General features: G+C 59.1%; 22 protein-coding genes. 6 read left to right on the top strand and 16 right to left on the bottom strand.

The window, feature by feature from the left end; translation table 11 throughout:
- Positions 1–338 precede the first annotated feature (338 nt).
- Genes purM through PspCFBP13508_RS24545 form a run of 3 tightly spaced genes read left to right on the top strand, consistent with a single transcriptional unit; the run spans position 339 to position 2,769 of the window.
- Entirely contained in the window at positions 339–1,397 is a 1,059-nt protein-coding gene (purM, locus tag PspCFBP13508_RS24535) for a phosphoribosylformylglycinamidine cyclo-ligase (protein ID WP_016773695.1), read from the top strand.
- Positions 1,397–2,047, top strand: a complete 651-nt coding sequence (gene purN / locus PspCFBP13508_RS24540; protein WP_137215957.1) for a phosphoribosylglycinamide formyltransferase — start codon at positions 1,397–1,399, stop codon at positions 2,045–2,047. Before purM ends, purN begins: the two co-directional genes overlap by 1 nt.
- A gap of 8 nt (positions 2,048–2,055) precedes the next feature.
- Positions 2,056–2,769 (top strand): DUF3108 domain-containing protein, encoded by a 714-nt coding sequence (locus tag PspCFBP13508_RS24545; RefSeq protein WP_056783915.1) that lies wholly within the window; start codon positions 2,056–2,058, stop codon positions 2,767–2,769.
- A gap of 236 nt (positions 2,770–3,005) precedes the next feature.
- Here the strand turns inward: PspCFBP13508_RS24545 and PspCFBP13508_RS24550 are convergent, their stop codons facing one another.
- On the bottom strand, positions 3,006–4,631 hold the full coding sequence (locus PspCFBP13508_RS24550; RefSeq protein ID WP_137215958.1) for a methyl-accepting chemotaxis protein: 1,626 nt from the start codon (positions 4,629–4,631) through the stop codon (positions 3,006–3,008).
- 138 nt (positions 4,632–4,769) lie between these two features.
- Positions 4,770–5,792, bottom strand: a complete 1,023-nt coding sequence (locus tag PspCFBP13508_RS24555; RefSeq protein WP_178084510.1) for an amidohydrolase family protein — start codon at positions 5,790–5,792, stop codon at positions 4,770–4,772.
- A gap of 153 nt (positions 5,793–5,945) precedes the next feature.
- Between PspCFBP13508_RS24555 and PspCFBP13508_RS24560 the strand changes: the two genes are divergently transcribed.
- Together PspCFBP13508_RS24560 and PspCFBP13508_RS24565 are read left to right on the top strand one after the other, a co-directional pair.
- Entirely contained in the window at positions 5,946–6,362 is a 417-nt protein-coding gene (locus PspCFBP13508_RS24560; RefSeq protein ID WP_137215961.1) for an OsmC family protein, read from the top strand.
- 61 nt (positions 6,363–6,423) lie between these two features.
- Positions 6,424–7,290 carry a pirin family protein gene (locus PspCFBP13508_RS24565; protein WP_137215962.1) on the top strand — a complete coding sequence of 289 codons (867 nt, stop codon included), beginning with the start codon at positions 6,424–6,426 and terminating at the stop codon, positions 7,288–7,290.
- Between the two features lie 327 nt (positions 7,291–7,617).
- On the opposite strand, the gene PspCFBP13508_RS24570 is transcribed toward PspCFBP13508_RS24565, so the two are convergent.
- The 4 genes from PspCFBP13508_RS24570 to PspCFBP13508_RS24585 form a co-directional block, all read right to left on the bottom strand.
- The gene (locus PspCFBP13508_RS24570) at positions 7,618–8,346 is read right to left on the bottom strand and encodes a dienelactone hydrolase family protein (RefSeq protein ID WP_137215964.1); all 729 of its coding nucleotides are present in this window, start codon (positions 8,344–8,346) and stop codon (positions 7,618–7,620) included.
- A 69-nt stretch (positions 8,347–8,415) separates the two neighbouring features.
- Positions 8,416–10,320 (bottom strand): molecular chaperone HtpG, encoded by a 1,905-nt coding sequence (htpG, locus tag PspCFBP13508_RS24575; RefSeq protein WP_130912565.1) that lies wholly within the window; start codon positions 10,318–10,320, stop codon positions 8,416–8,418.
- An 81-nt stretch (positions 10,321–10,401) separates the two neighbouring features.
- The gene (locus PspCFBP13508_RS24580; RefSeq protein ID WP_016773686.1) at positions 10,402–10,854 is read right to left on the bottom strand and encodes a PaaI family thioesterase; all 453 of its coding nucleotides are present in this window, start codon (positions 10,852–10,854) and stop codon (positions 10,402–10,404) included.
- Positions 10,851–11,327 carry a PaaI family thioesterase gene (locus PspCFBP13508_RS24585; protein ID WP_024012154.1) on the bottom strand — a complete coding sequence of 159 codons (477 nt, stop codon included), beginning with the start codon at positions 11,325–11,327 and terminating at the stop codon, positions 10,851–10,853. Before PspCFBP13508_RS24585 ends, PspCFBP13508_RS24580 begins: the two co-directional genes overlap by 4 nt.
- A gap of 158 nt (positions 11,328–11,485) precedes the next feature.
- Between PspCFBP13508_RS24585 and PspCFBP13508_RS24590 the strand changes: the two genes are divergently transcribed.
- Positions 11,486–11,722, top strand: coding sequence for a hypothetical protein (locus PspCFBP13508_RS24590; RefSeq protein ID WP_007959016.1), 237 nt, complete (start codon positions 11,486–11,488; stop codon positions 11,720–11,722).
- Between the two features lie 61 nt (positions 11,723–11,783).
- On the opposite strand, the gene PspCFBP13508_RS24595 is transcribed toward PspCFBP13508_RS24590, so the two are convergent.
- The 10 genes from PspCFBP13508_RS24595 to sdhA form a co-directional block, all read right to left on the bottom strand.
- Positions 11,784–12,185: an MAPEG family protein gene (locus tag PspCFBP13508_RS24595; protein ID WP_016773683.1), complete on the bottom strand. Its 402-nt coding sequence runs from the start codon at positions 12,183–12,185 to the stop codon at positions 11,784–11,786.
- Positions 12,185–12,922: a DUF599 family protein gene (locus PspCFBP13508_RS24600; RefSeq protein WP_137215966.1), complete on the bottom strand. Its 738-nt coding sequence runs from the start codon at positions 12,920–12,922 to the stop codon at positions 12,185–12,187. Before PspCFBP13508_RS24600 ends, PspCFBP13508_RS24595 begins: the two co-directional genes overlap by 1 nt.
- Positions 12,923–13,189: 267 nt before the next feature.
- Positions 13,190–14,503: a branched-chain amino acid transport system II carrier protein gene (gene brnQ, locus PspCFBP13508_RS24610; RefSeq protein ID WP_137215968.1), complete on the bottom strand. Its 1,314-nt coding sequence runs from the start codon at positions 14,501–14,503 to the stop codon at positions 13,190–13,192.
- A 361-nt stretch (positions 14,504–14,864) separates the two neighbouring features.
- Positions 14,865–15,749 (bottom strand): succinate--CoA ligase subunit alpha, encoded by an 885-nt coding sequence (gene sucD, locus PspCFBP13508_RS24615; protein ID WP_016773680.1) that lies wholly within the window; start codon positions 15,747–15,749, stop codon positions 14,865–14,867.
- Positions 15,749–16,915, bottom strand: a complete 1,167-nt coding sequence (gene sucC, locus PspCFBP13508_RS24620; protein ID WP_137215969.1) for an ADP-forming succinate--CoA ligase subunit beta — start codon at positions 16,913–16,915, stop codon at positions 15,749–15,751. The genes sucD and sucC overlap by 1 nt, the downstream gene beginning before the upstream one ends.
- A 182-nt stretch (positions 16,916–17,097) precedes the next feature.
- Positions 17,098–18,534 carry a dihydrolipoyl dehydrogenase gene (gene lpdA, locus PspCFBP13508_RS24625; protein ID WP_016773678.1) on the bottom strand — a complete coding sequence of 479 codons (1,437 nt, stop codon included), beginning with the start codon at positions 18,532–18,534 and terminating at the stop codon, positions 17,098–17,100.
- A gap of 108 nt (positions 18,535–18,642) precedes the next feature.
- Positions 18,643–19,869, bottom strand: coding sequence for a 2-oxoglutarate dehydrogenase complex dihydrolipoyllysine-residue succinyltransferase (odhB, locus tag PspCFBP13508_RS24630; protein ID WP_024012151.1), 1,227 nt, complete (start codon positions 19,867–19,869; stop codon positions 18,643–18,645).
- 44 nt (positions 19,870–19,913) lie between these two features.
- Positions 19,914–22,745, bottom strand: a complete 2,832-nt coding sequence (locus PspCFBP13508_RS24635; protein WP_042607586.1) for a 2-oxoglutarate dehydrogenase E1 component — start codon at positions 22,743–22,745, stop codon at positions 19,914–19,916.
- Positions 22,746–22,996: 251 nt separating this feature from the next.
- The gene (locus PspCFBP13508_RS24640; protein WP_016773675.1) at positions 22,997–23,701 is read right to left on the bottom strand and encodes a succinate dehydrogenase iron-sulfur subunit; all 705 of its coding nucleotides are present in this window, start codon (positions 23,699–23,701) and stop codon (positions 22,997–22,999) included.
- Between the two features lie 11 nt (positions 23,702–23,712).
- A complete protein-coding gene (gene sdhA / locus PspCFBP13508_RS24645; protein ID WP_024012149.1) occupies positions 23,713–25,485 on the bottom strand; it encodes a succinate dehydrogenase flavoprotein subunit in 1,773 nt (590 codons plus the stop codon).
- Position 25,486 lies beyond the last annotated feature (1 nt).

The following is a 25,486-nucleotide window of genomic DNA, read 5'->3' on the forward strand; positions in this document are numbered from 1 at the left end:
CCGCGTGAACCGGTTGAGCAAGGCTGTGACCCCCACCCCTGGCAAAACATTCACACAGTGGCGGTAAGTTTTTGCACAGTCCTAACGATAGACGGTTAATCGCCACACCTTATACAGGCAGTCATAGCCTGCGATTGCAAAAAATTTCCGCCGATATGGCCCTGCCCGTCGGTGCGAGGATGGCCGCTGCCCCTCAAGCCTGATAAAATCGCGCGCCTTCGCAGACCGGCAACAGCCGGGCCCCTCGAAACTCGCGTGAGGCGATCGCCCATCGAGTTCGATGTTCCCGCTGAACTCGGTCGTTACCCCCTGAATCCCCTCCCCTAAAGGCCTGGATCATGAGCAAGCAACCCTCCCTGAGCTACAAGGACGCCGGTGTAGACATCGACGCCGGTGAAGCATTGGTCGAACGCATCAAGAGCGTCGCCAAGCGCACTGCGCGCCCGGAAGTCATGGGCGGCCTGGGCGGTTTCGGCGCCCTCTGCGAAATCCCGGCCGGTTACAAGCAGCCGGTGCTGGTGTCCGGCACCGACGGCGTCGGCACCAAGCTGCGTCTGGCGCTGAACCTGAACAAGCACGACAGCATCGGCATCGACCTGGTCGCCATGTGCGTCAACGATCTGGTGGTATGCGGCGCCGAGCCGCTGTTCTTCCTCGACTACTACGCCACCGGCAAACTGAATGTCGACACCGCTGCCCAAGTGGTTACCGGCATCGGCGCTGGCTGCGAACTGTCGGGTTGCTCGCTGGTTGGCGGCGAAACCGCTGAAATGCCAGGCATGTACGAAGGCGAAGACTACGACCTGGCCGGCTTCTGCGTCGGCGTCGTGGAAAAAGCGGAAATCATCGACGGCTCGAAAGTCGCCACCGGTGACGCGCTGATCGCCCTGCCATCGTCCGGCCCGCACTCCAATGGCTACTCGCTGATCCGCAAGATCATCGAAGTCTCCGGCGCCGACATCGAAAACACCCAGCTCGACGGCAAACCGCTGACCGACCTGCTGATGGCCCCGACCCGCATCTACGTCAAGCCATTGCTCAAGCTGATCAAGGACACTGGCGCGGTCAAGGCCATGGCCCACATCACCGGTGGCGGCTTGCTCGACAACATCCCGCGCGTACTTCCAAAAGGCGCACAGGCTGTAGTTGACGTGGCCAGCTGGACGCGCCCGGCCGTATTCGACTGGCTGCAGGAGAAAGGCAACGTTGATGAAACCGAGATGCACCGCGTATTGAACTGCGGCGTCGGCATGGTCATCTGCGTGGCTCAGGAGCACGTCGAAGTTGCCCTGAACACCCTGCGTGACGCCGGCGAGCAGCCTTGGGTCATCGGTCAGATCGCCGTGGCCGCCGAAGGCGCTGCGCAGGTCGAGCTGAAGAACCTCAAGGCTCACTGATGCCAAAGCCCTGTGATGTCGTGGTGCTGTTGTCCGGCACCGGCAGTAACTTGCAGGCTCTGATCGACAGCACGCGGACCGGCGACAGCCCGGTCCGCGTCGCTGCGGTGATTTCCAACCGCGCCGACGCCTACGGCCTGCAACGCGCCCGCGACGCGGGTATCGCCACCCGCTCGCTGGATCACAAGGCATTCGAGGGCCGCGAGGCCTTCGATGCCGCACTGATCGAACTGATCGACCAATTCAACCCCAAACTCGTGGTACTGGCCGGCTTCATGCGCATTCTCAGCGCTGATTTCGTGCGCCACTACCAGGGTCGCCTGCTCAACATCCACCCGTCGCTGCTACCCAAATACAAAGGGTTACACACTCATCAGCGCGCGCTGGAGGCCGGCGACACGGAACATGGCTGCTCCGTGCACTTCGTCACCGAGGAACTCGATGGCGGACCACTGGTCGTACAAGCAGTATTACCGGTAGAGTTGCACGACACGCCGCAGAGTCTGGCGCAACGGGTCCACGTTCAGGAACACCTGATTTATCCGATGGCGGTACGCTGGTTTGCCGAAGGCAGGCTGACACTCGGTGACCAAGGTGCTTTACTCGACGGCCAGCTACTCGCCGCCAGCGGCCACTTGATTCGACACTAGGAGATATTATGCGTCGCGCCCTGCTCTTCGCTTGCGCTCTGCTCGCCCTGCCCTTCGCGCAGGCAGCGGACCTTCAACCGTTCTCCGCCAGCTACACCGCCGACTGGAAGCAGCTGCCCATGAGCGGCACCGCCGAACGCAGCCTGACCAAGGAAGCCGACGGCGTCTGGAAGCTCAGCTTCAAGGCATCGATGATGATCGCCAGCCTGACTGAAGAAAGCACCCTGAAGCTGGACAAGGACACGCTGCTGCCGCAGTCCTACCACTTTGAACGTGGCGGTCTGGGCAAAGCGAAAAAAGCTGATCTGGACTTCGACTGGGCCAATAAACTGGTGACCGGCACCGACCGTGGCGACGCGGTGAAAATCCCGCTGAACCGCGGCATGGTCGACAAGTCAACCTACCAACTGGCGCTGCAGCACGACGTTGCCGCCGGCAAGAAAAGCATGAGCTATCAGGTGGTTGATGATGGCGAAGTCGATACCTATGATTTCCGCGTGCTGGGTTCGGAAAAGGTCGACACCAAGGCCGGCCAGATCGACGCGATCAAGGTCGAACGCGTGCGCGATCCGACACAAAGCAAGCGCATCACCGTGCTGTGGTTCGCCAAGGACTGGGATTACCTGCTGGTGCGTCTGCAACAGGTCGAGACTGACGGCAAGGAGTACAACATCATGCTCCAGGACGGTACGGTCAACGGCAAGACTGTCAAAGGCAGCTGATCGACCGCAACAACAAAGAGCCCCGCGAATGCGGGGCTTTTGTTTATCTGTTGATACTGCGCGGCGGCCCTACCCCTCACCCCAGCCCTCTCCCGAGGGAGAGGGAGCCGACCGAGGTGTCTGCCGCTAACCATCGACCTGAGAAACCGAGTCGAATATGGATTCCAAAGCATCGCACGATTAGTCCCCTCTCCCTCCGGGAGAGGGTTAGGGTGAGGGGCTTTTGAAGGTCAAACTCACACCGAAAACCGCGCCACCATTCCGTTCAGATCCACCGCCAACTTCGACAATTCCTGACTCGCCGCACTGGTCTGATTGGCCCCCGCCGATGTCTGCATCGCCAGATCACGAATATTAATCAGGTTGCGATCCACCTCCCGCGCCACCGCTGCCTGCTGTTCCGAGGCACTGGCGATGACCAGGTTGCGCTCATTGATCAAGGTAAACGCCGAGGCGATTTCCTCCAGGGCCGAGCCTGCGCTCTTCGCCAGTTCGAGGGTCGAGCGCGCCCTTGAGTTGCTCTGCTGCATCGAGCTGACCGCTGAATCGGTGCCCTGCTGAATCCCGCCGATCATCTGCTCGATTTCCTGGGTCGACTGCTGGGTGCGATGCGCCAGCGCGCGCACTTCATCCGCCACTACTGCAAAACCACGCCCGGCATCACCGGCGCGCGCGGCTTCGATCGCGGCGTTGAGCGCGAGCAGATTGGTCTGTTCGGCAATCGAGCGAATCACGTCCAGCACTTTGCTGATGCCATGAACCTTTTGCGCCAGCGCCTCGACCTGCGCGGCATTGTTGGTGACATCGCCGGCGAGAAACTCGATCGACGTCACCGTCTGCTGCACTTGCTCGCGTCCTTGCCGAGCGATGCGGTCGGATTCACGGGAAGCTTCGGACGTGGCCACGGCGTTGTTCGCCACCTCTTCCACCGCTGCTGTCATCTGGTTGACCGCAGTGGCGGCCTGTTCGATTTCCTGGCTTTGCTGATGCAGGCCGCGAGTAGCATCTTCGGTAACGCTGCTCAGCTCTTCGGCCGCCGAGGCCAATTGCGTGGACGACTCGGAGATCCGCCGGATCGTGTCGCGCAGATTGTGCTGCATGCTTTTCAGCGCTTGCAGCAGGCGCGCCGGCTCGTCTTTGCCAACGATGTGAATGTCACCGGTCAAATCCCCGCCGGCCACGACTTCGGCCACGCTGAGCGATTGCGACAATGGCACGACAATGCTGCGCGTCAGCAGCAACGCCAGGCCGACGGTAATCAGCGCAGCCATGGCGATCATTACTGTGACCCACAGTCGCGATTGCTTGAAGACCAAGCGCGCTGCCTCAGTGGCGAGACCGGCATTTTGCTTGTTCAACTCGACCAGCTGACGCAGGGTGGCAGCGATTTCATCGGCCAGCGGACTCATCTGATCATTGAGAATCGCCGAAGCGTCTGCCACCCGATTCTGCGCTGACAGCTGTAGGACTTGTGCCTGAAGCTCAAGGTATTTGTGCTCGGTGCCCTTGAAGCGTTCGAACAATACGCGCTCTTCCGGCAAAACGATCAACGCGTCATAACGCTGCTGCGCCTCACTCAGACCGCTGCGCAGTTCGTCGAGCTTGGCGACATTCTGCTCCAGTGCCTTGGGGTCACGGTTGAGCAACAGGCGCATGGTCAGTGCGCGCAGGCGCAGCATGTCCTGACTCATCTCACCGACCGCCATCACGCTTGGCAGCCAGTTGTTGTCGACTTCATCGGACTGCGCACGCATGTTCGACATTTGCAGCAAGGCGAACGCGCCAAGGGCGAACACCATCAAGGCCAGTAGGCCAAAACCGAGACCGGCACGCGGGGCAATATTGAGACTACGGATATTCATCACTCTGGCTCCTTCCAAAAGCGCTGCATCAGCCTGCAGCGGGTTGCTTTAGAAGGTATCGGCATTGCCGTGAAATTGCGTAAGACGAAAAGGCAATAGGCAGACGAGCGGCTAGTCCGAACCCGTGGCTTTGACGTTTCAGCGCGGACCGGCGGGTTTACCTGTGTCGCGCGGCAATATCGCCAGGAAGTTGTCCCTTGCTACCTTTCGCGCCACCGCTTCCGGCAGCGCATCGAGAAACGGCTTGTAGCTGTGCATTTCCTGACCGAGCTTGTTGAACCGTCCTACCACGTCAGAGCCGAGCATGAAGCGCTCGGGATGCTTCTCCACCAGCGCCAGCCATTCCGCACGCGGCTTGCCCTGCTCGTCCAGCAAGTACGGCGTGAGCATGCTCCACGACAGGTCGATAAACAGATTCGGATAGGCCTCAAGCATGCGCGTCAGGGTTGGCAGGAGAAACGGCAACTGGGTCTGATGCCGATGGATCTCGGCGCTGGTGCCGGCGTGCGCCCAGATGAATCGCGTGTGCGGATGATTACGCAGCGGCTCTTCAACTTCCTTCAGGTACAACGGATTTTTCTCACGCTTGGAAGTGATGTTGGAATGCAGCATCACCGGCAGATCGTTTTCCGCGGCGAGGTGATAGATCTTGGTCATCGCCTCGTTGTTGGCCCGGGGTGTGTCGCCGGAGGTCAGCGCGGTCAGGTCATCGTGCCGGGTGAACACCTCGCCGATGCCCTGCCACAAACCCGGATACAGGTCGAGCATGCGCTGGATGTGCGCGGCGGAATTCTTGTCATTGGGATTGAAGCCGGACAGGAACGGATGAAAGTACTGGCGCTCCTCCGGCGCAAGTTTTTCCACCGCGTCGGCAATGATCACATCGGTGGCGCTGTACCAATAGGCATCGGCGTCATCACCGGCGTAATAGCGCGGGCGCTTGGGTTCGTCTTCATGCCATTTCTTCGCCACGGGAATGCCGGAAATCATCACATGCTCGACGGAATTTTCTTTCATGGCCGTGAGCAATTTCTGCATGCCGGCGCTTTCCTGGAAAAAATCCACGTAATGCAGGTGCGCATCGCTGTAGGTGTATTCGCGGGCACTGGCGCTGCCAGCGAACAGCAGCAGACAGGCAAGACTCAGACGAGACAAGGACACAAGTAATCTCCGGCAGATGGGCATAGCCTAGACCGCGCCCGAACGACAAGGGTTCATCCCTGCGGAAAAGCGGAACGCCCACTGCCGGGAATGCTCTATAACTGCAAGGTCTGTTTTGTTCGAACGATTTTTCCTGCCGCCTGTGAGGTTTCCATGACTGTTACCGTCAATACCGTCTCTGCCGAAGGTTTTCGTCACACCGTCCAGATCGACGACCACGAATTGTTTGCCGATGTACCGAAAACCGCCGGTGGTGAAGGCACCGCACCAGAGCCACACGATTACTTCGACGCTGCGCTGGGCGCCTGCAAAGCGCTGACCGTGAAAATGTATGCTAAGAAAAAAGACATCCCGCTGACCGGCGTGGGAGTCGAAGTGAAGCGCGACAACAGCGAAGAGCAGAAAGGCAAATATGCCCTGCATGTCACCCTCACCCTTAAAGGTGTACTGACCGACGCCCAGCGCCAGGAACTGCTGCGCGTGGCCGATCGCTGCCCGATTCACAAATTGATGACCACCAGCGAAGTCAGCATCGAAACTCACGCACCACAAGGCTTCGACAGCCAATAATCCTCCTGATGCCAGCGGCGGGTTATGCTTCTGGCATCACCCGCTCAGCCTGGAATGCACCATGGACACGCCACTCCTGATCATCCGCCCGCGCGCCGAAGACGTCGAAGGCCAGCCGATTCTGCGCCCGCTGCCGTCAGCCAAATGCCGCAATGTCGGACCTTTCGTGTTTTTCGACCACATGCTCGAAACGATTTATCCGACGGGCAAAGGTATGGACATCCGACAGCATCCGCACATTGGTCTGTCGACGCTCACCTACTTGTTCGAAGGGCAATTGCAGCACAAGGACAGCCTGGGCTCCGATCAGGTGGTCGGTGCCGGCGATGTCAGCTGGATGACCGCTGGCAGCGCCATCGCCCACGTCGAGCGTACGCCAGCGCCACTGCTCGCCGAGACCTTCACCCTGCATGGCCTGCAAGTCTGGCTGGCCTCGCCCAAGGCACACGAAGAAGGCCCGGGGCATTACAGTCATCACCCGGCAGCGACGTTGCCGGTCAGCGATAACCTTGGCGTGCAGATTCGCATGATTGCCGGGTCAGGCTTTTGCCTGGAATCGCCAGTGCCGGTGCTTTCTCCTACGCTGTATGCGGAAGTGAAGATGCAAACCGCGACCACACTGCTGATTCCCACCGAGCATGAAGAACGCGCGGTGTATGTGTTGAGCGGGGATGCGAAGTTGAATGGCGAGGCGATCGAGCCGCATGCGCTGGTGGTGTTGCCAGCCGGCGAAGAGATGAGCCTGTTTGCCGAAAGCGATGTGCACGCGGTGGTGTTCGGCGGCGCGGCGCTGGACGGTCCGAGGCGGATCAACTGGAATTTTGTTGCAAGCGATCCGGCGGCGATTGATGAGGCACGGCGCAAGTGGGCGGCCGGGAATTGGCCGACGGTGCCGGGGGAAGTCGAGCGGATCGAACTACCGCGCTAGGCCGCTTACCCTCACCCCAGCCCTCTCCCAGAGGGAGAGGGAGCCGACCGAGGCGTCTTGCGTTATACATTAACCTGAAAAAATCCCGGCGATTATGGATTCGCCTATTCCCGTTCAGGTCGACGCCACTCCCGAGCAACCCCCAATCAGTCCCCTATCCCAGAGCGATAGGGAGCCGACCGAGGCGTCTTGCGTTATACATCGACCTGAAAAATCCCGGCGATTATGGATTCGCCTGTTCACGTTCAGGTCGACGTCACTCCCGAGCACCCCCCAATCAGTCCCCACTCCCTCCGGGAGAAGGCTAGGGTGAGGGGCTTTTCGCTTTTAACCGTTGAACACTTCATCCAGCAAATCATGCATCGACTTGAACGCGCGCTTGGCGGTCTTTTCGTCGTACATCATCTTGCCCGGCACATTGGCGTGCGGATCGGTAAACGAGTGCACCGCGCCGCCGTAGCTGAGCAGTTGCCAGTCGACCTTCGCTGCGTTCATTTCCTCTTCGAACGCCGGCAATTGCTCCTTCGGCACTAACGGATCGGACGCGCCGTGCAGCACCAGCACCGAGCCCTTGATGTTCTGCGCATCCGCCGGGTTTGGCGAATCCAGCGTGCCGTGGAACGACACCGCCGCTTTTACCGGCGCGCCAGTGCGGGCCAGGTCCAGCGCACAGCAACCACCGAAGCAGAAACCGAACACTGCCAGTTTCGACGTATCGACCGCTGCTTCGCCCTGGCTCTGCAATTGCTCGAAAGCCACTTGCAGACGTTTGCGCAACAGCGCGCGGTCGTCCTTGAGCGGCATCATTGCTGCCAGCGCCTCATCAGCGTTCTGCGGACGTACGCTCTGGCCGTAGACATCCGCGATCAGCACCACGTAACCCTTGGCCGCTACCGCTTTGGCGATGTCTTCGGCACCGGCGCTGACGCCCATCCAGTTCGGCGCCATCAGCAAACCCGGGCGCGCAGCCTTATGCTCGGCGTCGAACGCCAGGCGGCCTTCATAGGCTTGGTCGTCAATCTGATAGACCACGGAACGTACAGTGACTTGGCTCATTTCTGACTCCTGATTGTGTAAACACCAGAACGAAAAAACCCGCCGAAGCGGGTTTTTCCTACAACATGATCAAACCGACAGTTCAACCAGCAACTTGTTCAGACGGCGCACGTATGCGGCCGGATCCTTCAAGCTGTCGCCCGCCGCCAGAGCGGCCTGATCGAAGAGGATGTGCGACAGGTCGCCAAAACGCTCTTCGCTCTGCTCGCCATCGAGTTTCTCGATCAGCGGGTGGCTCGGGTTGAATTCGAAGATCGGCTTCGAATCCGGGACTTTCTGCCCGCTGGCTTCGAGGATCTGGCGCATTTGCAGGCCCAGGTCCTGTTCGCCGATGGCCAGAATGGCCGGCGAATCGGTCAGACGATGGGATACGCGGACTTCAGCCACGGAATCGCCCAGCGCAGTTTTCAGACGCTCGACCAGGCCTTCTTTGGACTTGGCGACTTCTTCTGCGGCTTTCTTGTCCTCTTCCGAGTCCAGGTTGCCCAGATCGAGGTCACCGCGCGCCACGTCGACAAACGTCTTGCCGTCGAATTCGCTGAGGTAGCTCATCAGCCACTCGTCGATGCGATCGGTCAGCAGCAGCACTTCGATGCCTTTCTTGCGGAAGACTTCCAGGTGCGGGCTGTTCTTGACCTGCGCGTAGGTTTCGCCGGTGAGGTAGTAGATCTTGTCCTGACCTTCCTTGGCGCGGGCCAGGTAGTCAGCCAGACCGACAACCTGCTCGCCGTCGTCGCCCTGGGTCGATGCGAAACGCAGCAGACCGGCAATTTTCTCTTTGTTGGCGAAATCTTCTGCCGGGCCTTCTTTCATGACCTGACCGAAGTTTTTCCAGAAGCCCTTGTATTGCTCAGGCTCGTTCTTCGCCAGTTTTTCCAGCATGTCGAGCACACGCTTGGTCAGCGCGGTTTTCATCGAGTCGATGATCGGGTCTTTCTGCAGGATCTCACGCGACACGTTCAGCGACAGGTCGTTGGAATCGACCACGCCTTTGATGAAGCGCAGGTACAGCGGCAGGAACGACTCGGCCTGATCCATTACAAACACACGCTGCACGTACAGCTTCAGGCCTTTCGGCGCTTCACGCTGGTACAGGTCAAACGGCGCGCGGGCCGGCACGTACAGCAGCGAGCTGTACTCGAGCTTGCCCTCAACCTTGTTGTGGCTCCACGACAGCGGATTCTCGAAGTCGTGAGCGATGTGTTTGTAGAACTCCTGGTATTCCTCGTCTTTGACTTCAGTGCGCGGACGGGTCCACAGGGCGCTGGCACGGTTGACGGTTTCCCATTCAACGGCGGGGGCCTCTTCGCCTTCGGCCGGAGTGACTTCCTTCGGCAGTTCGATCGGCAAAGCGATGTGGTCGGAGTACTTCTTGATGATGTTGCGCAGACGCCAGCCATCCGCGAATTCGTCTTCACCGGACTTCAGGTGCAGGACGATGCGGGTGCCGCGCTCTGGCTTGTCGATAGTGGCGACTTCGAACTCGCCCTCGCCTTTCGACGACCAGTGCACGCCTTCGCTGGCATCGGTGCCGGCGCGACGGCTGTAAACATCAACCTTGTCGGCAACGATGAAGGCCGAGTAGAAGCCGACACCGAACTGGCCGATCAGGTGCGAATCTTTCTTCTGATCGCCGGACAGGTTTTTCATGAAATCGGCGGTGCCGGATTTGGCGATGGTCCCCAGGTGGGTGATCACATCGTCACGGTTCATGCCGATACCGTTGTCTTCGAGGGTGACGGTCTTGGCGTCCTTGTCGAAGCTCACTCGGATTTTCAGCTCAGCGCCACCTTCGAGCAACTCCGGCTTGGCCAGGGCTTCGAAGCGCAGCTTGTCGACAGCGTCAGAGGCGTTCGAGATCAATTCGCGAAGGAAAATTTCCTTATTCGAATACAGCGAATGGATCATGAGGTGCAGCAGCTGCTTTACCTCGGTCTGGAAGCCCAGGGTTTCCTTTTGAGTTTCCACACTCATGGTCATCAAACTCCAATCAGATGGCATTGGCCGCGACCCGAATGGTCTGCGGCGGGTTGTCATCTGAGTTGGGGGCGCTGTTCAGGATTTCAAGGGCTCATCAATTTTGAAGTGCGCGCGGGCCGTGGCGATCGGTTCGGCCTCGGTACTCTGCCACGCAGTGACCGCAACGTTGGCGACGCGACGGCCCTGGCGGCACACCTGACACCTGGCCCAAGTGTCGCGAAACTGCCCGGCGCGCAGGTAATCGAGGGAAAAATCGATGATCTTCGGCACACCCGGCGTGCCGGTGAAAATCAGCAGATGCAGGGCTGCGGCCAGCTCCATGAACCCGGCAATCACCCCGCCATGGATCGCCGGCAATAAAGGGTTACCAATGTTGTCCTTGTTCGCCGGCAGCTTGAACAAGAGCTCATCGCCGACTCGCGAGCACTCGATACCGATCAGCCCGGCATAAGGAATCAATGCCAGCAGCGGCGCGTAATCGCCCTGCGCGTGAGCCTGTTGCAGCTGCTCCCTGAGATCGTTGCTCATTGGCTCGCTCCCTTGATCGCGCCAGCGAAACCCTTGCTGCCCTTCAGACCGATGCCCATGCGCATGAATGTGCCGACGACGTGGGCAATCGGTTGCTCGGGATCGTCCTGGTAGGCAAAACCACGGGCAAAGATCACGTCGGTGGTGACGCGATAGCACTGGGCAAAGCCGTACACGGCTTTGTTCGGTTCGGCGGCGTGCATGTAGTCGATGCGCAGATCGAGGGTCGGACAGACTTCGAACTCCGGCAGCACGCACAGGGTCGACATGCCACATGCAGTGTCCATCAACGAAGTGATGGCACCGCCATGGATGACTCCGGTTTCGGGATTGCCGACGATTTTTTCGCTGTACGGCAGGATCACCGTCAGCCCTTCACTGGAGGCACTGTGCACCTGCAGACCGAGGACCTGACAGTGGCGCAATGCCGAGAGAAAGCGCGTCGCGCGCTCAAAAACGGGGTTTTCGGCCATGTGATAATTACTCGCGTTTGGGCCTTGTGCCAGTATTGAGAAAAGCGGCAAAAGTTCCGTGATAAAACAAACTTATATATCTGAAACAATTGAGGAACTTAACCCGTAGCGCCGAGTTCTTAAGGCCAGTAGTTATTTTCCATAAGGAGATACACCCCATGCGTAAGACTTTAGCTATTGCCTTGATGTTGACCGCTTCCCTCGGTCTCGCTGCCTGCGATAAAAAATCCGAGGACAAAGCTCAAGATGCCAACCAACATGCTGAGCAAGCTCAGCAAGACATGAACAAAGCTCAGGATAAAGTGAACGACGCAGCAAAAGAAAACGCCGAAGCTGCCAAAGCTCAGGCTGAATCGAACGCCGCTGCTCAAGAAGAAGCCGCCAAAAAGCAATAAGCTTTCTGGTGTGAAAGAAAACCCGCCAAGTGCGGGTTTTCTTTTGCCTGCGATTTACCGGTTAGAGCAACACGGTTCTAAAAGTCGGACTAATCATCAGCAACAACGAACAGATGAAGCCAACTAGCCACATCAGGCTGCGCAACTTCGCCAGGTCGGCCAGATAGAACCACAGATAGAACACTCGCGAGATCACGAAGATGATCGCCAGCGCATCGATCAGCCAACCCGCGGTTTGCGTGGTGTGCGCCATCAGCACACCGACCGCGAACAGAATGAAGGCTTCGATGCTGTTCTGATGGGCCGCCAGCGCCCTCGCACCGAAGCCGGTCAACTGCGCCTGTTGCTGCCGCGGCAGGTGATTGTCATAGCCGCCCTGCTCTTTCATGGCCTTGGCCACCGGCATGCGCGCCACGTAGATCAATAAAGCACTGATAAACACACACCAGAACGGAATACTCATCAAACAGCCTCTTTGTTCGCCTCAGGGACGGGCGCCTCTGTAGGGGTATAGACCATGACATCGAGAACGTCGGAATGAAACTCGCGGCGATACAACACCACCACGACGCCCGCGCTCATGATCATGAACAGCCACGGGCTGACGAACCACGCCAGCATGCTCATGCCGAAGTAATAAGAACGCAGGCCGAAGTTGAACTGGTTGGCCGCCATCGAAATCACCCGCGCCGCCCGTGAAGCGAAGGCCTTGCGTTCCTGCTCGGTCACTTGGCGCTCGCCGATCATCGGCGCTGAACCGACCAGAATCGCCGCGAAGTTGTACTGCCGCATGCACCAGCTGAAAGTAAAGAACGCATAGACGAACACCAGTGCCAGGCACAGCAACTTGATCTCCGACATGCCCTGCGACGCCTGCTGCACCATCGGAATATCCGCCAACAACGACACGGCTCGGTCGGACGCGCCGAGCACGGTGAGAATACCGGCGAGGATGATCAGCGTGCTGGAGGCGAAAAAAGAGGCGTTGCGCTCCAGATTGCCGATCACGCTGGCATCGGCGATGCGGTTGTCACGCAGCAGCATGCGGCGCATCCAGTCTTCGCGGTACAGGTGCAACACGCTGGCCAGACACGCCGTATCGCGGGCCTTCCAGGTGGCATAACGGGTATACCCGCCCCAGCAGATGACAAACCAGACGGCGGCAAGCAGGTGGATCAGATTGGCTTGGATGAACGACATGCAATTCCTTGTGAAATGTGATCACGGTATGAATGACCTGTGGGAGCGAGCCTGCTCGCGAAAGCGGCGTACCACGCAACACTCATGGCGGCTGACATAACGCATTCGCGAGCAGGCTCGCTCCCACATAACGATTTCGGCAACCCTTCGACGTTAGCTCAGCAAAAAAGACACTGCCTCCCGCGCATAAAAAATGCCCCGTATCGATTGATACGGGGCATTTCTGTTTAACCGTGCTCGACCCACTTGTGGCGGGTCCGAACCACGTCAGGCAGTGACTTCGCTGCGCTTGCCCAGCAGGCGATCACAGACCACGGCGACCACCAGGGTCATCACGCACGGCACCAGCCACGCCAGACCCTGCTCGCTCAGCGGCAGATGGGTCAGCTGAGTTGGCATCCAATCGGCCAGACCAGCGCCTTTCAGGGCGTCGATGGTGCCGAAAACGAAGGAAACCAGCATCACCGGGCCGAGAATGCGCCCGTGCTCATGCCAGAAATCCTTGCAGAAGCTCAGCGCGACCAGAACGATGCACGGCGGGTAGATCGCGGTGAGTACCGGAATCGAGAAGGCGATCAGTTTGGTCAGACCGAGGTTGGAGACCAGCAGCGAGAACGCCGCGAGGATAATCACCAGCGTCTTGTAGGACAGTGGCAGCACACGGCTGAAGTATTCAGCGCAGGCACAGGTCAGGCCGACCGCCGTGACCAGACACGCCAGCGAGATCAGCACCGCAAGGAAACCGCTGCCCAGCGAACCGAAGGTGTGCTGCACGTAAGCATGCAACACCGCCGCGCCGTTGGTCGCGCCGACGGCAACTTCATGGCTGCCGGACCCGAGGCGGAACAGGCTGACGTAGACCAGCGCAAGACCCACGCCGGCAATCAGCCCGGCGATGATCGCGTAACGGGTGATCAGCGCCGGCGATTCGACGCCACGGGAGCGGATCGCGTTGACGATGACGATGCCGAACACCAGCGCGCCGAGGGTGTCCATGGTCAGGTAACCATTGATGAAGCCTTGGGAAAACGGTGCCGCCACATACTCTGGAGTGCCGTGACCGATGTCACCCGCCGGCAAGGCGAACGCGGCGATGCCCAGTACTGCCAGCGCAATGATTTTCAGCGGCGCGAGGAAGCGGCCCACGGTATCCAGCAAACGCCCAGGGTAGAGCGAAATGAAGAACACCAGCAGAAAGTACACCGAGCTGTAGAGGAACAGCGCCAGCGGGCTCTCGCCGGTCAACGGCGCCAGACCCACTTCGAAGGAAACGGTCGCAGTACGCGGAGTGGCGAACAGCGGCCCCACAGCCAGATAGCATGCCGCCGCGAGGATACCGCCGGCGATCTTGCCGATCGGGCTGCTCAACACATCCATCGCGCCGCCAACCTTGGCCAGCGCCACCACGGTAACCACCGGCAAACCTACGGCGGTGATCAGAAAGCCCAGCGCGGCCATCCAGACATGAGGCCCGGCCTGCAAGCCGACGATCGGCGGGAAGATGATGTTACCGGCCCCGACAAACAGGGCAAACGTCATAAAACCAAGTGCCAGGATGTCCTGACCTTTCAAAACTTTCATTAAGGTAATACCACACTACTGAAATCGGAATTTAGAGGGGGATTGCCCTGTTGGATTAGGGAAATGCTGTCGATCCGTATGGGACTGACCCTTAAAGCGCGTGGCTGCCTTGTGGGCGGCGGACGCAAAAATGGCTGCCAGCCTAACGAATTTGCCTGACAAACGCACTGTTGGAGGGCGAACTATCCGATACGCGACGTTTCCGTGTCGCGTTTACATAAGAAAAGCAGCTGTAAGCTACAAGTTTCAAGCTGCAAGCTTCTATCTCGCAGCTAGCCGCTTGAAGCTTGCCGCTGCTCTGAAACGACAAAGGCCACCCGAAGGTGGCCTTTGCTGCTGGAGCTAAAAAGTCAGCCCAAGCTTACTTCTTCACTTCCCAGCCAGTCAGCTCGGCCAGGGCCTTGCCGATGTCTGCCAGCGAACGCACGGTTTTAACGCCTGCGTCTTGCAGCGCAGCGAATTTCTCGTCTGCAGTGCCTTTGCCGCCAGAGATGATTGCGCCAGCATGGCCCATGCGCTTGCCCGGAGGAGCAGTCACACCAGCGATGTAGGAAACAACCGGCTTGGTCACGTTAGCCTTGATGTAGGCAGCCGCTTCTTCTTCAGCCGAACCGCCGATCTCGCCGATCATCACGATCGCCTCGGTCTTCGGGTCTTCCTGGAACAGCTTCAGGATGTCGATGAAGTTCGAACCCGGGATCGGGTCACCGCCGATGCCGACGCAAGTCGACTGACCGAAACCGGCGTCAGTGGTCTGCTTCACAGCTTCGTAGGTCAGGGTGCCGGAACGCGAAACGATACCGACCTTGCCTGGCAAGTGAATGTGACCTGGCATGATGCCGATCTTGCATTCGCCTGGGGTGATCACGCCTGGGCAGTTAGGGCCGATAAGGACTACGCCCAGCTCGTCGCACTTAACCTTGGCGTCCAGCATGTCCAGGGTAGGAATGCCTTCGGTGATGCAGACGATCAGCTTGATGCCGCCGAATGCCGCTTCCAGGATCGAGTCCTTGCAGAACGGAGCCGGAACGTAGATCACGCTGGCGGTAGCGCCAGTGGCAGCTACTGCGTCTTTGACAGTGTTGAACACTGGCAGACCCAGGTGCTCGGTGCCGCCCTTGCCCGGAGTTACGCCGCCAACCATCTTGGTGCCGTATTCGATGGCTTGCTGGGTGTGGAAACTACCTTGCGAACCGGTAATACCCTGGCAGATAACTTTGGTGTCTTTATTGATCAGGACGCTCATTATTTGCCCTCCGCAGCTTTGACAACTTGTTGAGCAGCGTCGGTCAGGCTGGTAGCAGCGATGATGTTCAAACCGCTTTCTGCCAGTACTTTAGCGCCCAGCTCAGCGTTGTTGCCTTCAAGGCGAACAACAACCGGGATTTTCACGCCGACTTCTTTCACGGCGCCGATGATGCCTTCGGCAATCATGTCGCAGCGAACGATGCCGCCGAAGATGTTGACCAGTACTGCCGCCACGTTCTGGTCGGACAGGATGATCTTGAACGCTTCAGTAACGCGTTCCTTGGTAGCGCCACCACCTACGTCGAGGAAGTTGGCTGGCTTGCCGCCATGCAGGTTGACGATGTCCATGGTACCCATGGCCAGACCGGCACCGTTGACCATGCAGCCGATGTTGCCTTCCAGGGCTACGTAGTTCAGTTCGAACTTGGCAGCGTGCGCTTCGCGCGGATCGTCCTGCGACGGATCGTGGAAAGCCTTCAGCTTAGGCTGACGGTACATGGCGTTGGCGTCGATGTTGATCTTGGCGTCGAGGCAATGCAGATCGCCGTCAGCCTTGATCACCAGCGGGTTCACTTCCAGCAGAGCCAGGTCGTGGTCTATGAACAGCTTGGCCAGACCGACGAAGATCTTGGCGAACTGAGTGACCTGCTTGCCTTCCAGACCCAGCTGGAATGCCAGCTCGCGACCCTGGGATGGCTGAGCGCCAACCAGTGGATCGATAGTGGCCTTGAGAATTTTTTCTGGAGTGTCGTGAGCGATTTTCTCGATGTCCACGCCACCTTCGGTGGAAGCCATGAACACGATGCGACGGCTCGAACGGTCAACGACAGCGCCCAGGTACAGCTCTTTAGCGATATCAGTGCACGATTCAACCAGGATCTTGGTGACTGGCTGGCCATTGGCGTCAGTCTGGTAAGTCACCAGACGCTTGCCCAGCCACTGCTGTGCGAAGGCTTTGGCGTCTTCTTTGCTGCGAACCAGCTTTACGCCGCCCGCTTTACCGCGACCACCGGCGTGAACCTGGGCTTTGACGACCCACTCGTTGCCGCCGATCTTGTCGCAAGCTTCTGCTGCTGCTTCCGGGGTGTCTACTGCATAACCAGTGGAAACTGGCAGGCCGTATTCAGCGAACAGCTGCTTACCCTGATACTCGTGAAGATTCATGCTTTTTACCGTCTTCGTTAGGTACTGCGCATTCGGCGCTGCGCTCGTTTGAGTGCCGCGCCACCTGTGACTGCTGCTTGCGTAGCTGGGCTACGCAAGACTGCGTCCGGCGGACATTCCGCGGTGAGTCTTGCTCGCAAGGCTCACGACGGGCCGCTACCGCCGTGGTTTCTTATTATGTCTTAACGCTTCTTGCGGTTGGCAATGTGAATGGCGCCGCCATTCACTGCCAGAGCAGCTTCGTGCAAGGCTTCGGACAGGGTCGGATGGGAGAAAACCATCATGCCCAGGTCTTCAGCGCTGGTGCCGAATTCCATACCGATCGCGCCCTGCTGAACCAGTTCTGCAGCGCTCGGGCCAATCACGTGCACGCCCAATACGCGGTCGGTCTTGGCATCGGCGATGACCTTGACGAAACCACCGGTATCGTTGGCAGCCATGGCACGGCCGGAAGCGGCGAACGGGAAGGTGCCGACGTTGACTTCAACGCCTTCGGCCTTCAGCGCCTGCTCGGTTTTGCCAACCCACGCGATTTCCGGGTGAGTATAAATAACCGAAGGGATCAAATCATAGTTCATCTGAGCCTTGTGGCCCTTGATGCGCTCGACAACCATGATGCCTTCTTCCGAAGCCTTGTGGGCCAGCATCATGCCGCGAACCACGTCGCCGATGGCGAAGACGCCCGGTACAGCTGTGACGCAATGGTCATCGACCGCGATGAAACCGCGCTCGTCGATTTCCACGCCGCAGTCGGCAGACAGCAGATCAGTGGTCACCGGACGGCGACCAACGGCTACGATCAGCTTGTCGAAAGTGATGGTCTGTTCGCCGTTGGCATCGGTGTAGTTGACGACGACTTCTTCGCCGTTGACTTTCGAACCGGTAACGCGAGCGCCCAGCTTGATGTCCAGACCCTGTTTGGTCAGGGTTTTCAGCGCTTCCTTGGAAACAGCGGTGTCCGCTGCCATCAGGAAAGTGTCCAGTGCTTCGAGAACAGTCACTTCTGCACCCAGACGCGACCATACCGAACCCAGCTCCAGACCGATCACGCCAGCGCCGATCACGCCCAGGCGTTTAGGTACGGACTGGAATTCCAGAGCGCCAGTCGAATCGACGATGACTTTCTGGTCAACCGGAGCCGGTGGAATGTCGATCGGACGCGAACCTGGCGCGAGGATGACGTTTTCCGCTTCGATGACTTCAACCGAGCCGTCCGGCTTGGTGACTTCGACTTTCTTGCCAGCCAGCAGCTTGCCGTGGCCCTGGATCGAAGTAACGCCGTTGGCCTTGAACAGGGTGGCAACGCCGCCGGTCAGGTTCTTGACGATGCCAGCCTTGCGGCCAACCATCGCAGCGACGTCCATTTTGACTTCGCCGGTCGAGATACCGTGAACGTTGAAGCTCTCTTTGGCTTCCTTGTATTTCCACGAGCTGTCGAGCAGCGCCTTGGAAGGAATGCAACCTACGTTCAGGCAGGTACCGCCCAGGGCTTGCTTGCCCTCTGCGTCGGTGTACTTCTCGATGCAGGCAGTGGTCAGGCCCAACTGAGCAGCCTTGATGGCGGCTACATAGCCACCAGGGCCGGCACCGATCACTACTACGTCAAATTTCTGCGACATTCAAAAAATCCTCTTTAGCAATAAAGCTACAAGCCGCAAGCTCCAAGCTGCAAGCCCACCCGCTCGCCTTGAGCTTGAGGCTTGTAGCTGAAAGCTTGCAGCTGCTTTTTAGATATCCAGCAACAGACGAGCCGGATCTTCCAGCAGGTTCTTGATGGTCACCAGGAAGGTCACAGCTTCTTTGCCATCGATCAGACGGTGATCGTAGGACAGAGCCAGGTACATCATCGGGCGGATCACGACCTGACCGTTGATGGCCATCGGACGCTGGATGATGTTGTGCATGCCCAGGATCGCTGCCTGCGGCGGGTTGACGATCGGCGTCGACATCATCGAACCGAAGGTACCACCGTTGGTGATGGTGAAGGTACCACCGGTCATCTCGTCCATCGACAGTTTGCCGTCACGGGCTTTCTTGCCAAATGTTGCGATGCCGCCTTCGATTTCAGCCAGGCTCATCAGCTCGGCGTTACGCAGAACCGGTACCACCAGGCCACGGTCGCTGGAAACGGCAACGCCGATGTCCGCATAGCCGTGGTAAACGATGTCGCCGCCGTCGATCGACGCGTTGACAGCCGGGAAGCGTTTCAGCGCTTCGGTGGCCGCTTTCACGAAGAACGACATGAAGCCCAGGCGTACGCCGTTGTGGGACTTCTCGAACAGGTCCTTGTACTTCGAACGCAGGGCCATGACTTCGGTCATGTCGACTTCGTTGAACGTGGTCAGCATCGCCATGTTCGACTGGGCTTCAACCAGACGCTTGGCCACGGTGGCACGTACGCGAGTCATCGGTACGCGCTTCTCGATGCGGTCGCCGGCAGCGAACACAGGCGCAGCAGCCGAAGGAGCAGCAGCCTTGGCAGGCGCGGCAGCCGGAGCAGCTTTCTTCGCAGCAACTGCTGCTACCACGTCTTCCTTGGTCACACGACCACCTTTGCCGGTGCCGGCAACGGAAGCGATGTTGATGCCGTTCTCTTCAGCCAGCTTGCGAGCGGCAGGAGCTGCGATCGGGTCATCTTCGCCATCGGCAGCAGCCGGTGCGGCAGCGGCAGTAGCAGCCGGAGCAGCAGCGGCGGCAGGAGCGGCAGCAGCAGCGCCGCCCTCTTCGATCGAGCCCAGGACCTGGTTCGACAGAACGGTAGCGCCCTCTTCGGCAACGATTGCGCCCAGCACGCCGTCCGCTTCAGCCAACACTTCGAGCACGACCTTGTCGGTTTCGATGTCGACGATCAGGTCGTCACGCTTGACGGCCTCACCTGGTTTCTTGTGCCAGGTGGCAACGGTGCCATCGGCAACCGATTCCGGGAATGACGGGGCTTTGATTTCGATAGCCATTATCTGTGGGTCCTTAAAATTCGGTTTCAGTCAGCGCGAAGGCGTTAAACAGTGAAAGCATCTTGCAGCAGTTTTTCCTGCTGCTCGGCGTGCATCGATGCGTAACCACAAGCTGGCGCAGCCGAAGCCTCACGGCCCGCGTACTCAAGTACGAGAGTCTTGTCGAGGTTGGCGATGCTACGACGCAAGTGATGCTGGCTGCAGTACCAGGCACCCTGGTTCATCGGCTCTTCCTGACACCAAACGGCGTGTTTGACGTTGGTGTATGGAGCCAGGACTTCTTTCAAGTCGTCCTCAGGGAACGGATACAGCTGCTCGATACGCACGATGGCGATATCTTCGCGGCCTTCGGCACGGCGTTTTTCCAGCAGGTCGTAGTAGACCTTGCCGCTGCACAGAACCACGCGCTCGACCTTTTTCGGGTCCAGTGCGTCGATTTCCGGGATCACGGTCTGGAACGAACCTTCGGCCAGATCTTCCAGCGTCGAGATGGCCAGCTTGTGGCGCAGCAGCGACTTCGGCGTCAGCACGACCAGCGGCTTGCGCAGCGGACGGATCACCTGACGACGCAGCAAGTGGTAGATCTGTGCTGGCGTGGTCGGCATGCACACCTGGATGTTGTGCTCGGCGCACAGCTGCAGGTAACGCTCAAGACGTGCCGAGCTGTGCTCAGGGCCCTGGCCTTCGTAACCGTGTGGCAACAGCATGGTCAGACCGCAGAGACGGCCCCACTTGTGCTCGCCGCTGGTGATGAACTGGTCGATCACGACCTGAGCACCGTTGGCGAAGTCGCCGAACTGGGCTTCCCAGATCACCAGCGCGTTTGGCGTGGTGGTCGAGTAACCGTATTCGAATGCCAGTACCGCTTCTTCCGAGAGGAACGAGTCGTACAGGTCGAAACGTGGCTGACCGTCGTACAGGTTCTGCAGCGGAATGTAGGTGCCCGCGTCTTTCTGGTTGTGCAGCACAGCGTGACGGTGCGAGAACGTACCGCGGCCGATGTCCTGACCAGTCATGCGAATCGGGTGACCTTCGAACGCCAGAGTCGCGTACGCCATGGTTTCGGCGTAACCCCAGTTGATCGGCAGGCCGCCGGCTTGCATCTTCTGACGGTCTTCGTAGATCTTCGCGACCTGGCGCTGAACGACGAAGCCTTCCGGAATTTCAAGCAGCTTGGCGGACAGTTCTTGCAGGGTCTTGAGATCGAAACGCGTGTCGTGACGCGCGGTCCAGGCGTGGCCCAGGTACGGACGCCAGTCGACGAACAGCTCTTTGTTCGGCTCCTTGACCAGCGATTTCACCACGTGCAGACCGTTGTCCAGCGCGTTGCGGTATTCGTCGACCTTGGCCTGAACACGTTCAGCGTCGAGCACACCGGCTTGGGTCAGGCGTTCAGCGTACAGCTCGCGGGTGGTGCGCTGCTTGGTGATCTGCTGATACATCAGTGGCTGGGTGCCGCTTGGCTCGTCGGCCTCGTTGTGGCCGCGACGACGGTAGCAGACCAGATCGATCACCACGTCACGCTTGAACTGCATGCGGTAGTCGATGGCCAGCTGGGTCACGAACAGCACGGCTTCCGGATCATCACCATTCACATGGAGAATCGGCGCCTGGATCATCTTGGCAACGTCGGTGGCGTACTCGGTGGAACGCGAGTCCAGCGGGTTGCTGATGGTGAAACCGACCTGGTTGTTGATCACGATGTGCACGGTACCGCCGGTCTTGAAACCGCGGGTCTGAGACATCTGGAAGGTTTCCATGACCACGCCCTGACCGGCGAATGCCGCGTCACCGTGGATGGAGATCGGCAGAACTTTCTCACCGGTCAGGTCGTTGCGACGGTCCTGACGGGCGCGCACCGAACCTTCGACCACCGGGGAAACGATTTCCAGGTGGGACGGGTTGAACGCCATGGCCAGATGAACTTCGCCGCCGGTGGTCATCACGTTGGACGAGAAGCCCTGGTGGTATTTAACGTCACCGGAACCCAGCTCGACCTTCTTCTTGCCTTCGAACTCGTCGAACAGCTCGCGCGGGTTCTTGCCGAAGGTGTTGACCAGAACGTTCAGACGGCCACGGTGGGCCATGCCGATGACGACTTCCTTGGTGCCGTACGAGCCGGAACGCTGGATCAGTTCGTCGAGCATAGGAATCAGGCTTTCGCCACCTTCCAGACCGAAACGCTTGGTGCCCGGGTATTTGGTACCGAGGTATTTTTCCAGGCCTTCACCGGCAGTCACGCGCTCAAGCAGGTGGCTCTTGATGTCGGCGGAGTACGTCGGACGACCACGCACGCTTTCCAGACGCTGCTGGAACCATTGGCGCTGCTCGGAATCGGTGATGTGCGTGAATTCAGCGCCGATGGTGCGGCAATATGTCTGCTGCAACGCTTCGTGAATTTCGCGTAGGCTCGCTTCCTCTTTGCCGATGAACAGGTCGCCGGCACGGAAGGTCGTATCAAGATCGGCATTGGTCAAGCCGTAATGATTGATCGACAGGTCTGCAGGTGCAGGACGCTGCCACAGCCCCAGCGGGTCAAGCTGGGCTGCCTGGTGGCCACGCATACGGTAGGCCTGGATCAATCGCAGCACTTCAACTTGCTTCTTCTCGTGCTCACTGCTCACGCTGCCGGCGGAAACCGGTTGGGCGCGGCGCTGGTTCTTTGCCAGCAGCACGAAATGATCGCGAATCGTCGAGTGCGAAACATCAGTGGCAGAGTTGCCGTCGGCTGGCAACTTCTGAAAGTAGGTGCGCCACTCTTCTGGCACAGCGTTAGGGTCGTGCAGGTAGAGCTCATAAAGCTCTTCCACATAGGCAGCGTTTCCACCTGAAAGGTAGGCGCTGTTCCACATGCGCTGCATCACGCTTTCTTGCATGCTTGGTCACCCTCGGTTAGGGGAACACCATCGGTGTCGACACCGAGCAAACTTGCAGAAGTCCGAATGCAGCGACTAAAACAAGCCACCTAGGATCACACTGATAGTCCGGGTACCAGCCCGGATGCCCCTGCTTGTCTCATTTCTTCAAAAGAAGAGCTGCAGCTTATGGCTACTGCTCTGGTTATAGCCATGACGCGGGTTGAAGCCCGCGCCACAGCCTCTACGGTGCAACGGTTACAGCAGCTGAATCACACGCCGCTCGAAAGCAGCATGTTACGGATGTGACCGATGGCCTTAGTCGGGTTCAGGCCTTTCGGACATACGTTGACGCAGTTCATGATGCCCCGGCAGCGGAAAACGCTGAACGGGTCGTCAAGTGAAGCCAGACGTTCGCTGGTCTTGGTGTCACGGCTGTCTGCCAGGAAGCGGTAGGCTTGCAGCAGTGCAGCTGGACCCAGGAACTTGTCCGGGTTCCACCAGAAGGACGGGCAAGAGGTCGAGCAGCAGGCGCACAGGATGCACTCGTACAGACCGTCGAGCTTTTCGCGTTCTTCTGGCGACTGCAGACGCTCGATGGCCGGAGCCGGCGTGTCGTTCTGCAGGTAAGGCTTCACCTTCTCATATTGCTTGTAGAAGATGCTCATATCGACGACCAGGTCACGGATAACCGGCAAACCTGGCAGCGGACGAACGATCAGTTTGTTGCCTTTTACAACGGCAGACAGCGGCGTGATGCAGGCCAGACCGTTCTTGCCGTTGATGTTCATGCCGTCGGAGCCGCAGACGCCTTCACGGCAGGAGCGACGATAGGAGAAACCTTCGTCCTGCTCTTTGATCAGGGCCAGCACGTCCAGCACCATCAGGTCTTTACCACCGGTATCGACCTGGAAATCCTGCATGAACGGCGCAGCGTCCTGATCAGGGTTGTAGCGATAAACACTGACTTGCAACATGGCGGTCACCCTTAATAAGTCCGGACTTTAGGTTCGAAAGTCGGAACAGTCTTCGGCGAGAAGTTCACGGCACGCTTGGTGACGCGCTTGTCACCCGGGAAGTACAGGGTGTGGCACAGCCAGTTTTCGTCATCACGGTCTTCGAAGTCTTCACGGGCGTGAGCGCCGCGGGACTCTTTACGTACTTCGGCCGCGATGGCGGTAGCTTCAGCCACTTCCAGCAGGTTCTGCAGTTCCAGCGCTTCGATACGTGCAGTGTTGAACGCTTGCGACTTGTCGTTGATTTTCACGTTGGCGATACGCTTGCGCAGATCGGCCAGCTGAGCGATGCCCTTCTGCATGTATTCGCCGGTACGGAATACACCGAAGTAGTTCTGCATGCAGCTTTGCAGCTCGCGACGCAGGGTGGCAACGTCTTCACCGTCGGTACGGTTGTTCAGCGCGTTCAGACGCGACAGTGCAGCTTCGATGTCGGACTCGGTAGCGTCGTCGTATTCGATGCCATCGGTCAACGCCTTTTCCAGGTGCAGGCCGGCAGCGCGACCGAATACCACCAGGTCGAGCAGCGAGTTGCCGCCCAGACGGTTCGCACCGTGAACCGATACGCAAGCCACTTCGCCTACCGCGAACAGGCCAGGAATGATCTGGTCCTGGCCTTCGGCGTTCTGGGTGATCGCCTGGCCATGAATGTTGGTGGCAACGCCGCCCATCATGTAGTGGCAGGTCGGCACAACCGGAACCGGAGCAACGACCGGGTCAACGTGGGCGAAAGTCTTCGACAGTTCGCAGATGCCTGGCAGACGGCTGTGCAGCACTTCCTCGCCCAGGTGGTCGAGTTTCAGCATCACGTGGTCGCCATTCGGACCGCAACCGTTGCCGGCGATGATTTCCTTGACCATCGAACGGGCAACCACGTCACGACCAGCCAGGTCTTTCGCGTTCGGAGCATAACGCTCCATGAAACGCTCGCCGTGCTTGTTGATCAGGTAACCACCTTCACCACGGCAACCTTCGGTAACCAGTACACCGGCGCCGGCGATGCCGGTCGGGTGGAACTGCCACATTTCGATGTCTTGTACCGGCACGCCAGCACGCAGAGCCATGCCGACGCCGTCACCGGTGTTGATCAGGGCGTTGGTGGTGGACGCGTAGATACGGCCTGCACCGCCAGTCGCCAGAACGGTGGCCTTGGCACGGATGTAGGAGGTTTCGCCGGTTTCGATGCAGATCGCGATCACGCCCACGAATTCGCCTTCCTGGTTTTTCACCAGATCAACAGCGTAGTACTCGTTGAGGAACGTGGTGCCGGCTTTCAGGTTGCCCTGATAAAGCGTGTGCAGCAGCGCGTGACCGGTACGGTCGGATGCTGCGCAGGTACGTGCAGCCTGACCGCCCTTGCCGTAGTCCTTGGACTGGCCACCGAACGGACGCTGGTAGATGCGGCCTTGCTCGGTACGCGAGAACGGCAGACCCATGTGGTCCAGCTCGAAAACAGCGGCCGGGCCTTCCTGACACATGTATTCGATAGCGTCCTGGTCACCGATGTAGTCGGAACCCTTGACGGTATCGTACATATGCCAGCGCCAGTCATCGTTCGGGTCAGCGGAAGCGATGGCGCAAGTGATGCCGCCCTGTGCGGATACAGTGTGCGAACGGGTCGGGAAAACCTTGGTGATCACCGCAGTCTTGTGGCCGCCCTGTGCCAGCTGCAGCGCAGCGCGCATGCCGGCACCGCCACCACCAATAATGATGGCGTCGAAAGAAATCGTTGGAATGTTAGCCATG

Origin of the sequence: Pseudomonas sp. CFBP13508 (genome assembly GCF_005233515.1) — a bacterium.
In the GTDB taxonomy this organism is placed as follows: Bacteria; Pseudomonadota; Gammaproteobacteria; order Pseudomonadales; family Pseudomonadaceae; genus Aquipseudomonas; species Aquipseudomonas mercuritolerans.